Source organism: Paenibacillus endophyticus, assembly GCF_014192395.1.
GTDB classification, from domain to species: domain Bacteria; phylum Bacillota; class Bacilli; order Paenibacillales; family Paenibacillaceae; genus Pristimantibacillus; species Pristimantibacillus endophyticus.
The window spans coordinates 70,073-82,452 of the sequence record NZ_JACHXW010000015.1; the positions used below are offsets into that span (position 1 = coordinate 70,073).

Sequence of the window (12,380 nt, forward strand, 5' to 3'; positions counted from 1 at the left end):
TTTCCAATCTTTTGTTTTTTGTAAGCACTTTCATTATAAAAAAATTAAAAACCTTTGTTCACCCGCTAAACTATAGTTCATACTTAAAAAAACATATATCCTTTGGCGCCTTCAGGTGCAGCATGTTCATTCAACGGGAACTTTAACCTGTATGAACGTCCCCTGTCCCGGGCTGCTTTGAATGAGAATCTGAAACCGGTCGCCGTAAATAAGCTTTAAGCGATAAATGACATTCTGAACGCCTATGCGCTCCCCAAGCTCCTCCTCGCTGTCCAAGTACCTATACAGCGTCTGCACTTTCTCCTCATCCATGCCGATGCCGTTATCCGTGATCGAGAAGATCAGCTCCTCTTCCGCTCGTTCAACTTTCACTTGAATCAGCCCGCCATGCTTCAGCGGCTCAATGCCGTGGATACTCGCATTTTCTACAAACGGTAGAAACATCATTTTGGGTACCATGCAGCCTTTCGCGGAAGGGTCGATATTGATTTCGTATACCATTCTATCCTCGAACCGGTATTTTTGAATTTCGAGGAAACAGATGATGAATTCGACTTCCTCGCTTACCATAACGCGATCCTTACCCCAGGTAAGGGAAGTTCGGAATATTTTGGCCATGTTATGAATGATCTTGGCGGTTTCCGCTTCGTCCTTTATCAAGCTTCGCATACGAATCGTCTCCAGCGCGTTGAATAAAAAATGCGGATTAATTTGGCTTTGCAGCGCATTCAGCTGCGCCTTCCTTCGCTCGAGCTCTAGCGTCTTGGTCTGGATATCCGCAATGTATACGTCATCAATCAAGCTCTTCACTTGTATCGTCATCCGGTTGAATTCGCTCGTTAATTGGCCGATTTCATCCCGGTATTCCCCCGCTTTAATCGTATCGAAATGCTGGTTTTTCACTTTTTTCATATGGCGCAATATTTGAATCAGCCGCATATTCAAGGAACGCGTAATCCATAAAATGATGGCGGTTGGGATGAAGATGTTCAAAAATGCCAGCACAATAACGAACTCTCTAGATTGCCGGACGCTCTTCAGCACCTCCTCCTCGGAAATGGTGCCGATAATGCGCCAGTTTTCTAAATAGCTTACATAGGAATAGTTCGCCTGGAAGGCGATCGCATCTGTCGGGAATTCCATGGCATCATAATCAATCGATTCCATGCGCCAGTCCACGGCAGGATCTGTCGTAAATTCAATTTGTCCGTTGTCATTCACGAGATAGATATTGCCCTGCAGGTTCTGGTTTTGAAAAATCTGCTCGATCGTGCTCGTTTTCAAATCGATTTTCAAATACTTTTTCCAGTTGTTTTTGGATTCAAAATAATTCATTTCACGAATGATGCTGAACGTATTGCGCACGGGATTGCCGTCGCTTTTCAAAAAGTCCTCCTGCTGCGTGCGTATAAAGATCGGGTATGCGCTGTTTTTTTTCTGCAGCAGCTTGTACCAATCCGTTTGCTTCATTTCATCGGAAAGAAACCCAATACCGCCTGAGTGCAGCATAGTTGGGTTTTCCACAAATATTTTAATATTCTGAATGGACGTGTAGACGGGAGTATAGCTGTTCAGTATTCTGCGGAAATACGTATCGTAAGCCTCCACATAGGCCGCCGGCTCCTTATAATCCGTTTCCAAAATCTCGTTTAAATTGTAGTCGGTATAGAACACGGATGAGATCGTAACCGCATCCTCCACCTCTGATCGGAACTCGTTGTTGATTTGGTCAACTGCCCGCGAGATATCTTTCATTCGCTGGTTTTTCACGTTATTCGTCGTCACATTGTAGAAAATAACGTTCGTCAGTACGATCGGAAGAAAGACGGAAAATACGTAAACGATCAGCATCTTATTGCGCAACCGGACATGATTGAGATTGAAGTGCAGCTTCACATGGATACTCCCCTTTTTCTGGACAACCTTATGCATAGCGGACAGGCTCATTTTAGCTGATTGCGGTACTCCGTAGGCGTCATCTGCTCAATCTTCTCGAATTGGGTCACAAAATAATCCGCATTGCTGAATCCAACTTTTTCGGCAATTTCGTAAATTCGCATGGAGCATGATTGGCGCAGCAGCTTCTTCGCTTCGTTGACGCGCAATTGAAGCAGGAATTCATTGAAATAAACGCTGTATGTCTTCTTGAACAGCTGGCCCAAATATACGGGATTGATATAAAACTTCGCAGCGATGCTCTTCAAGCTTATATTTTCCGAGTAATGAAGCTCAATATAGCTTTTGATTTTCTGAATGCCTCCCTTTTGCTGCTCCCCTCGCAGCACCGCAACATATTGCTGGCTCTCCTCAATAAACGCAGCAAACAGACGGCGGAGCTCGCCGAGAGATAGATTGCTGTCATGCCAATTCAGAACCGGCTGCAGCGTAGGCAAGGTGAGCTCATCTCCCTCCATGCTGCGGATTGTTTTCAGAATGGCTAATACGCATTGCTGAAGGTTCATCTTGATAGCCTCCGGCGCATAACGCTTCTCGCGAAAATCACGGAACCACTGCTCGACAGTCGCTTGAACGGAATCCTGCTTCTGCTCCTCGAATTGTTCCATGAACAACTGAAGCAGCGACGGCTCAAATCCGATGTACTGAAGCTGCTCCGAGCGGATTTGATCATAAACAACGATGCGCATATCCTCGTTTATATATTTATAAAGCAGCGCCTCTTTGGCTGATTTATACGACTCTCGAAGATCAGATAACCGCGAAACAAACGTACCCGCATACAGAAATACCGTTTTCCCGTATTGAGCGTCCAACATAGTTCTAAGCTTAATCAAGAAACGCTCCAAGTCTCCTTGGAACGGATCCAGCAATTGACTCGTCAGCAGGAAACCAATTCGGTTGCGGTGCTCATGCATGCAGATAGGTTGAACTGCGCCAGTTAGCCGGGTAAGCTCTTCTCGCAAAAGTTCATGGAAACGGGCACTGGAAATCGTCTGAACCGCCTGCTTCCAGCTATGGTTGTCATTAAGCTCTGCGAATACATAGGTAAGGCGATCCTTCTTGCCGAGATTCAGGCGGGCCTCCCACTCATCTGTGGAAGCGGCATCCGCTTCCTCCAGAATGAGTGCTTTTATGAGCTCGCTCCCCTGCAGCCTTTCCTTTTTCAGCTGCTCTTCTTTTTCTTGCTTCAGCTTCCCGTTTAACGTTTGCAAAATAGCAGAAAACTCGATATCGTCTATGGGTTTGACTACGAAATCATGTACGCCGTAGCGCATCGCTTGCTGGGCATATTTGAAATCATTATAGCCGCTTATAATAATGAAAGAAGGCTTTGGCATCGTTTCTAACGAGACAAGCCTTATCAGCTCCAAGCCGTCAATGACCGGCATCCGGATATCGGTTATGACAAGCTCAGGCTTAATCCGCTTAATCAACTCTAGCGCATCCTCACCGTTGTCTGCCTCACCGACGATTTGAAATCCGCATGCTTCCCAATCGATAAGCTTCATTAAACCTTTTCGGGTAAAGGATTCATCATCAACCAAAATAGCACGATGCAAATGCATGTTATCCTTCCTCCTTGTTCTTCTGATAATCGGCCAACGTATCTGCTAGCGTATGGTTTTAACCTATTGATTATATCCTGAATGCGGACGATTCTGCTCGTCTCTTATCTTTTCAATATATGGAAGGCTCGATACTTAAATAGTAAATTTCTTGAATCAAGCACACAATGTAAAAACTATAGTGTCAACCCTATAAACTAAAGAACATTTGCTAGTGAATCCTATTCGTTTGCTGTACAGGGACGTGAAAAAGCGGCCGCTCCCCGCTACCACGGGAACGACCGCCTATTTAACTCTTTCATATGAAGCAACATGAAGCTGATTTTAGAAACGTTCCTTAACCCAAACGGTCATTTCGCCCTTGCCGCGATTTGCCCACGCATAATAAGGAATAAAAGCAAGACTGGCTGGCTCCATGGCTGCTTCTGTATCCGTACGGTATAGCTGCGTGCCCCATTGCTCGAATTGAAGCCTTGAGCCTTCCGCTTTGATGACATGAATACCGCCGATTAAGCTTTCTTCATAAGCGTCTTCAAGCTTCGCGTCCTGCGGCAGAAGCAGCTGCTGCAATTGCGCTCCGTTGTCAGCTTCCTCCAAGCAATAGACGAGCGGACCGCGCTGCAGCGCAACCTTGCCGGCGTTTTGCTTGACGAGCGGATGGCTTCTAACGCGAAGTATTGGCATAGCGAGTACAAGCTCAAGCTGGTCGCCGGAAGTCCATACACGCTCAATCCGTGCATAGCCATCTACCACTTTGTCTGTAAGCGCATAGGCTTCGCCATTGACGACAACCGATGCTTCCGAAGCCCAACCCGGAATCCGCAGCGCCAGCGTAAAGGCAGCAGGCTTCGCAAGTGAAATCTCAAACCGTGCTGTTCCTTCCCACGGAAGCGAAGAATGCTGCTTCAGCTTAACCTTTGTCCCGTCCAGCGAAAGCTCTACCTCGCCACCGATATAAAGATGGGAATAAATCGTATTGCCGTTCGTTGAATACATATATCCACCTAGCGATGCCAGCAAGCGGGCGATATTCGGCGGGCAGCATGCACAGCCGAACCACTCCTGGCGTACAGGCTTCACATGGTTAAAATTTTTGTTTCTGCCCTCGCATACGTCCGGCGTAACCTCCAGGGGGTTTACATAGAAGAAATGCCTGCCATCGCGGGACATGCCTGCCAGCACGGTATTATACAGCGCCCGCTCCATGACATCGGCATAGCGGCTGTTTGGTTCCAACTGCAGCATCCTGTGGGCGAAAAAAATAAGGCCAATCGATGCGCAGGTTTCTGAATATACCGTATCATTGGGCAAGTCATAATCGAATGAGAACGCCTCGCCGTGTGCCATCGAGCCGATGCCGCCTGTAATATACATCTGCTTGGAAGCAATGTTATCCCATAATCGGCGGCATGCTTCAATTAGCGATTCATCTCCTGTTTCCTTGGCTACATCCGCCATTCCAGCCAGCATGTACACGACGCGTACGGCATGCCCGACCGCCGCCTCCTGCTCACGTACCGGACGATGGGTTTGGAAATATTCCGGATCGATATGAATCTTATTGTTGTTCCAATGCGTCGATCTGCCTCGCGCGTCAGCCTCTGCCTCGAAAAAGCTCGGCTGCTGCCCGCGCTTATCGATGAAGTAGCTGCTGATATCCAAATATTTGCGATTGCCCATCGCTTCATACAGTTTCACTAGTGCAAGCTCAACCTCTTGGTGACCATCATAGCCCGCAATTTGCCCTGGGCCATCGCCGAATACAACAGCAATGTCGTCCGCGATTCGACATACGATATCAAGCAGATTTCGCTTCCCAGTGGCATTGTAATAAGCTACGCCCGCCTCGATCATATGGCCAGCCGAATAAAGCTCATGGCATTCTGTTAGATTCGTCCACTTTTTGCCTGGCTCTTTGATCGTAAAGTAGGTATTGAGGTATCCGCTTGGCTGCTGGGCTTTGCCGATGATATCGATCATCTCGTCCGCGAGCTGCTCAAGTGCGTCATCCCGCTTCGTTACGAGCAAATAGGCAACGGCCTCAAGCCATTTGGCTACGTCCGTATCTTGGAATACAAAGCCGTAAAAATCCCCTTTTTCCAAACCGGCGGCAATTTTGAAATTGCTTACCGCACCGCTTCGTTCCGCGCCTTCAATCCGGTCATTTATCGCATCCCACTGATAAGGCACGACGACATCTCTCACCAAATCAATATAATAATTCCAGAAGTGATCTGTAATATGAACTTGCTTCAGTGAAACCGGCTTCGCTTGAACCTTGCCCAACGCTTGTCCCATCCGTATCGCACCTCTCCATGACTTCATATATTTCATACTGCTGATTTCTATTTTATGCGTTAGAATAGAACATAAATACAAACACAACTAACCTATTCCTTATAAAATATCACACAAGCAAGGGGGGCTTGGCTTCGAATGCTAGACGCCAATGATCATATTTATTTCGCAGCGCCGCCGCTTCCCTACTATTTAGAGAGCGGCGTTACCGTCCATAAACGCGGAGATCAGCATCCCAATCGCAGACAGCTTGGCGTATTCGATTTGCTCGTCGTGGAGAGTGGCTGTCTGTTCATAGGCGAGGAAGATCGGCATTGGCAATTAACAGCTGGCCAGACGCTGCTGCTATTGCCGAATCGGCATCATTATTCCGTAAAGCCCTCCGAGGAGGAGACGGTCTTTTATTGGGTTCACTTTCTGCCTGTTGGCGAATGGCAGCAAACGGAGCTGGACCATGCCAGCCTTAACCATGACAACCATTACAACCGATTTCTAACCTCGCCTTACTCGCTTCATATTCAGAAGGCTTGGACGCTTCCGTATCCCGAGCAAACCTACCGAATTATGCGCGCGCTGAACAATGCCAGTGAAGAGCGTCAATCACGGGCTTTCTGGACGCAGCAGCAATCGTTCGAGGAGCTCCTGCGGATGATGGATTTGCGTCAAAATGACAGCTATACAAGCCCGTCCGTTACCCTTGCCGAGAAAACAGAGGTTTATATCAAAAACAATTATCGTACAGAGATAACGAGCAAAATGATGAGTCACGCCCTGAATTTCCATTACAACTACATCATGCGCTGCATGAAGCAGGTATACGGCATGACGCCGATCGACTACTTATCCAAATACCGATTAGAGCAAGCCAAGCTTCTTCTATTGAAGACGGAATGGCCAGTGGCAGAAATCGCATCGTACGTCGGGTTCGAGAACGCCCCCTACTTCTCGAATTGCTTCACCCGCCAAATTGGCATGCCCCCGACGAAGTTTCGCAAGCAATATACGAGTTGAGGCGCTTGGTGTAAGATCGGCAGCAGCAGAAGCCTCATAATGGGCATAATGATGAAAAAAAAGGACTCAAATGTGGAAAGTTTTCTAATTTTTAAAAATAGTATTTACCTCTTGGATGTTATCTGATAATATAATCGCAATATTCAAATGCGATGAAGAGATGAGTAAATAACCGAATTCTTCCACAGAGAGCTCCGTCAGCTGAAAAGGAGCATGAATTCCTTATTGAATAAAGACTCAGAGCATCGCATCGGAACCTTGTATAATGGGGGATGGTGCGACAGGAGCTCCTGTTACAGAGCTAAAGTATAAGCATTCCTAGCAATGTCGTACTTGAAGAGGCTAATATGGCGACCTATTAGCGAATTTAGGGTGGTACCACGAGTATACAAATCTCGTCCCTGAGACTGCATGTAGTCTTGGGGGTGGGATTTTTTTTATTGGGACAAAGAAAATATCGCTTAAAGTCGGCAACAGGTACACCAAACTAAACTTTTTGAATAGTTATTTAGGGAAGATTATATAAAGCTGAAAGGAATGGAATATCATGACGCAAAAATTAAAGGTTGGTATTGTAGGAGGCACTGGCATGGTTGGCCAGCGTTTCATTGAATTGCTGGACCAGCATCCTTGGTTTCAAGTAACGGCGATTGCCGCAAGCGCCGGGTCAGCAGGCAAAACATATGAGGAATCCGTTCAAAGCAGATGGAAGCTGTCTACGCCTATGCCTGAAGCGGTAAAAAATATGGTCATTCTGGACGCTTCAAAAGTGGAGGAAGTTGCCACCCAGGTCGATTTTATCTTTTGCGCGGTCGATATGAAAAAGAATGAAATTCAAGCGCTGGAAGAGGCTTATGCCAAAACAGGTACGCCGGTCGTTTCCAACAATTCGGCTCATCGCTGGACGCCTGATATCCCGATGGTCATCCCTGAGATTAATGCCGGTCACCTGGAAGTCATTGCCGCACAGAGAAAACGCCTTGGAACGTCAACTGGGTTTATTGCCGTTAAGCCTAACTGCTCCATTCAGAGCTATGTGCCTGCGCTTCATGCCTTGCTGGACTTCAAGCCAACAAACGTAGTCGCTTCCACCTATCAAGCGATATCCGGAGCAGGCAAAAACTTTACCGATTGGCCTGAAATGCTGGACAACGTTATTCCTTATATTGGCGGCGAGGAAGAAAAAAGCGAGCAGGAGCCTTTGCGTATTTGGGGCAGCTTAGTCAATAACGAAATCGTAAAAGCAAGCGCGCCTTTGATTACGACGCAATGCATTCGCGTTCCGGTATTGGATGGGCATTTGGCAACCGTATTTGTTTCGTTCGAGAACAAACCTTCGAAGGATGAAATTCTGGAACGCTGGCTGCAATTCAAAGGACGTCCGCAGGAGCTTGGCCTGCCTAGTGCTCCGAAGCAATTCATCACCTACTTCGAAGAAGAGAACAGACCTCAGACGAGACTCGATCGTGATATTGAGCGAGGCATGGGCGTTTCGGCGGGCAGATTGCGTGAGGACAGCCTATTCGATTACAAATTTGTCGGATTATCGCATAATACTCTACGCGGTGCGGCAGGCGGCGCCGTTCTGATTGCTGAGCTGCTTAAAGCAGAAGGTTATATTCAGGCGAAATAGATTTTTAACTCGCATTCGCGAAACGAGACACGAACAGCAAGCTGTTTATCCTGATTAGGATAGGCAGCTTGCTGTTTTTCAATTGGCGTCTATATGCTTAACCTTCAAAGTGAGAGCGCCTCCTTGATGTATCGTAGACAAACCCATCACACCGAGGCGCTCGTACAAAAATAAGACTATTTATTCCTCCTACTGCATTGTTTTTCTCCAAAATCTACGTCTTCTCCTATTACTACTTGTGCGAGGGCTTTCCTGTTATTCACCCACACCGAGTCTTTTGGTTTCACATATGTTGTGAGAGATCGAATTGAGGGAGTGATAGCTTTGCCCGGACTGCTACGCACAGTCAACGGAACGACCGCCCTTTTTGCAACAGCAAGCATAAAATCCAAGCAAGAAGGCATCTTAAGCGCGAACATCGAATTGGTTTTAAACGCCCGTCGAGGTGTCTCCGACATCTTCCTAAACATCACGTAGAATGCATGTAACTTAGCAACATTCAAAATACAATCTCTGAATCGCACAAGCAGCAGACTCATTGCATCCTTTGGTAAACAAGTGAACGGCGTCTCCAGTGCCAGCATCATTCTCCAAGATAAGAACAGCAATATCACTGCAAGAGGATTCATTAATAAGAAAGCAATCGTTCCAGTTAGACTTGAAAGCGGCTGTCAATGTGGTTGCTCTTGCACGCGTACAAAAAAAATAAGATTCAAAGACGGCACAACATTAAAGGTGATCATCGATAAATCGCTCCAACTTGCCCTTAAACGACTATTTGCTAAGCTTGAGCGTGTATTAAAAAGGCTGACTCCGCAGAGAGGCAAAGGCGCGGCCGCTGATCCCGAATGCAATGCAAGATGTTATCGTATTGCAAACTCTTGCCGGGCTGCATGTGGCATCTTCGCTGTCTTATGCACTCCGATTTGTTTGAGTGCGCAGGCGGTTTGTCTCATTAGCTGTTTGCCGACATAGCGGCTGAATATCTTATCAATGAATTCGATTAACTATTCTCATTCCTTATTCTCTGAAAAGCTGCCCACCCTTGAAAATTTGGAACCATATCCCTTAATCAAGCGTCAAACGTATGACAACCGGAGCAGCGCTCTGAACCGTGCTTGTCTTCACGATCAGCGCTTCCTCCGTCCTCTCCCAGATCGGCTGCTCATCAAAGCCTAAAAGGCTAATTTCCTCGATAATCCCTTGGAAATCATGGGATTTCTTCCGCAGCGACTTGATCTTAACGATCCCATCCTTCGGATAGGCAAGCACAATTGCATAAAGACAGCTGCCTTTCACTGTAAACCGAATATCCTCTTTAGTGAAAGCCTTTGTCTTCCCGTCCGTGAATTGTCCTTCCTCTACTAAGGTCGGCCCTTCTCCGAAAGTACGCCAATAGGAAGTGCCGTAAATCGCCTCGCCGTTAACCTTCAGCCAATCGCCGATTTCAAGGAGAATCTGTTTGTCTTCTTCTGGTATCGAACCATCCGCTTTAGGCCCGATATTAAGCAGCAGACTACCGTTTTTACTCACGATATCAACCAAATCGCGAATAATTTCGACCGACGTTTTATAATCATTACCTGATGTATAGCTCCAAGAATTTTTGGCTACAGCGGTATCCGTCTGCCAGAAATATGGCTTCAGCTCAGCGAATTGTCCTCTTTCTACATCAGGCACGGCTGTTCCGAAATGAAAAGCCTCATGCTTATAATTAATCGCTACCTCCAATCCCCATTCCATTGCTTTGTTGTAATAATAAGCTGCGAACTTCTTAAGATAAGGCTTAAAAGCTTCCGTTTGAATCCACCAATCAAAATAAAAAATGCTTGGCCTATACGCATCTACGAGCTCGCAGCATCTTATTAACCAGTCCTCTAAATATTCGCGTGTAGGTGGGGAGCCGTAAAGATCCTGGTGGTCCGGTTCCGGCATCGACGGCCAATAGAAATCACCACATACGAGCGGCTCTTTTACGTCCGATTCAAACTCTTTGCCATGTGAAAGAAAAAACCAATGCTCTGCCCGATGTGAGGATACACAGAACGTCATCCGGCGCTTCTCGAACGCTTCTTTTAGCTCTCCGAGAACATCTCGCTGCGGTCCCATTTCATATGCATTGAAAGAAGAAACCTCGCTCTTGTACATCTGGAACCCATCATGATGCTCCGCAACGGGCATGACGTATTTGGCGCCAGACTGCAGGAACAGCTCCGCCCACTCGGCAGCATCGAACCGCTCCGCTTTAAACATTGGAATAAAATCTTTATAGCCAAAATCCTTGTGCTGTCCGTAGGTTTCGATATGATGCTTGTATTCATCTGAGCCTTGGATATACATATTTCTTGGATACCACTCATTCTTGAATGCTGGAACCGAGTACACGCCCCAGTGGATAAAAATGCCGAACTTCGCTCTTTTATACCATGCCGGCACCTCATACTCGCTTAACGACTGCCAATTATCCTTAAACTTGCCTTTCGCAATTACAGCTTCGATAGCTATTAAATAGGCATGCTTATCCATAGTCAACATCGCTCCTTCGTCGTCATCTCTATACTTATTGTAGCGACGCCCCCTTATTAAACAAAGGTATAAAACGAGTATTCTAGTGGATGAGAATAACTTTTTTTAAGTTTTTGGCCCAATTTCAAATAGATTCTCTGCTCATCCGCTCCTAGATTCTATGAACAACGATGAACTTTCTTTGCACAAGCGTAAACGGCTGATGCCGTCCTCTGGCGGCTAAGCTTACGTTTCGCGTAGAAATATAGAGAAAGTTGGCGAAATGATATACTTTCCTATATTTTAAAAAAAATGCTTTTCTCTAATGCATGCCGTGAACAACGCAGCAGCTTACTAGAAAAAAAGCATCTCATTTGATTTAAATTCCGTTTGACAATGTTCGCTTTAACCAATCGTACGACAGACGGCCGCTTATCTCATGCACACCGGGGAATACGTCTATTTCAAGCTTGTCTCCAGCGCCCTCAGCCTCATAAATCCCCTTAATCTCGGCTGCCGCCTTACGGAAGCCTGCCACTGGGAAAATGGGATCATGCTCGCCCGATTCTAGAAACAACGGACGCGGCGCGACAAGTCCGATTAGCTCTGGCAGCTCGGCATGTACGAGTAAGCCCGGCGTATAGTTGTCAATACAATGGCGAACGGCAAATATGCTGTCTTTGACCGTATTCGCAAAGCCCGTTAATACCGTCGCCTGCAGCCTTGATTCCAGAACGGAAGCCGCAAAGCCGATCAGCCCGCCACCAGAGAACCCCATTACGCCAATACGCTCCGCGTCAACTTCGGGTCTTGCAGCTAAATAATGGAACGCCTGCAGCGCTTCGGCGACACGAAGACCTGTAAGAGTCTTTCCAAGCATCATCAGCTGTGTAGACAAATTGTAGCAAGAGCTTGGCGTATCGGGGTTCAGCGCCAAGTCGGCTCGCAGCCGCCGTTCGCCGAAACCGATCACATCTGGAGCGATTACAACCATGCCCCTCTTAACAAGCTGTAGGGCAAAATGCTGATGAATGCCCGGTTTTTCTTTGTCTAGCGTGCCATCCTTAAGGAGTCCGACGATTTCGCGGCTGCCATAGCCATGCCCGTGAATAGCAAGCACGCCGGGCAAAGGCCCCATCATGCCATCCGGAACGAGGATATAAGCGGCAAAGGTCAGCTCTGGTGTGGCGGACAGCTCCACTCTCTCACGAACATAACCCTCGCACTGCACACGCTCCAGCAGCCTAGGCACAAATCCGTGGTTAGGCTCGAAATGACCCATGCTATCACGAAGCGCCGCCTTCAGCTTAAGTCTACGTTCGTTGCGAAGCTCCCGCTTTGATTGTATGTGATGCTCTTTTACCGCTTCATTATACAGCTTCTCTAACAAAGAATCGCCAGACCACATT

The 12,380-nt window shown here is 47.0% G+C and carries 7 protein-coding genes and 1 other annotated feature; of the genes, 2 read left to right on the forward strand and 5 right to left on the reverse strand.

What is annotated here, in order from left to right:
• Positions 1 to 126 precede the first annotated feature (126 nt).
• The 3 genes from FHS16_RS21280 to FHS16_RS21290 all read right to left on the reverse strand — a co-directional run bounded on the left by FHS16_RS21280 (position 127) and on the right by FHS16_RS21290 (position 5,822).
• A complete protein-coding gene (locus FHS16_RS21280; RefSeq protein ID WP_183567430.1) occupies positions 127 to 1,932 on the reverse strand; it encodes a sensor histidine kinase in 1,806 nt (601 codons plus the stop codon).
• Positions 1,933 to 1,943: 11 nt separating this feature from the next.
• Positions 1,944 to 3,524 carry a response regulator gene (locus FHS16_RS21285; protein ID WP_183567434.1) on the reverse strand — a complete coding sequence of 527 codons (1,581 nt, stop codon included), beginning with the start codon at positions 3,522 to 3,524 and terminating at the stop codon, positions 1,944 to 1,946.
• 324 nt (positions 3,525 to 3,848) lie between these two features.
• On the reverse strand, positions 3,849 to 5,822 hold the full coding sequence (locus tag FHS16_RS21290; RefSeq protein ID WP_183567437.1) for a glycoside hydrolase family 127 protein: 1,974 nt from the start codon (positions 5,820 to 5,822) through the stop codon (positions 3,849 to 3,851).
• Between the two features lie 138 nt (positions 5,823 to 5,960).
• Here FHS16_RS21290 and FHS16_RS21295 point away from each other — a divergent pair, with 138 nt between their 5' ends.
• The gene (locus FHS16_RS21295) at positions 5,961 to 6,833 is read left to right on the forward strand and encodes an AraC family transcriptional regulator (protein WP_183567440.1); all 873 of its coding nucleotides are present in this window, start codon (positions 5,961 to 5,963) and stop codon (positions 6,831 to 6,833) included.
• A gap of 143 nt (positions 6,834 to 6,976) precedes the next feature.
• Positions 6,977 to 7,239, forward strand: a binding site (T-box leader).
• A 141-nt stretch (positions 7,240 to 7,380) separates the two neighbouring features.
• Positions 7,381 to 8,466, forward strand: a complete 1,086-nt coding sequence (asd, locus tag FHS16_RS21300; RefSeq protein ID WP_183567443.1) for an aspartate-semialdehyde dehydrogenase — start codon at positions 7,381 to 7,383, stop codon at positions 8,464 to 8,466.
• Between the two features lie 1,068 nt (positions 8,467 to 9,534).
• Here asd and FHS16_RS21305 read toward each other — a convergent pair.
• Together FHS16_RS21305 and FHS16_RS21310 are read right to left on the reverse strand one after the other, a co-directional pair.
• Positions 9,535 to 10,992 carry an alpha-L-fucosidase gene (locus FHS16_RS21305; protein ID WP_183567446.1) on the reverse strand — a complete coding sequence of 486 codons (1,458 nt, stop codon included), beginning with the start codon at positions 10,990 to 10,992 and terminating at the stop codon, positions 9,535 to 9,537.
• Between the two features lie 358 nt (positions 10,993 to 11,350).
• On the reverse strand, positions 11,351 to 12,379 hold the full coding sequence (locus tag FHS16_RS21310; protein ID WP_183567449.1) for a dienelactone hydrolase family protein: 1,029 nt from the start codon (positions 12,377 to 12,379) through the stop codon (positions 11,351 to 11,353).
• Position 12,380 lies beyond the last annotated feature (1 nt).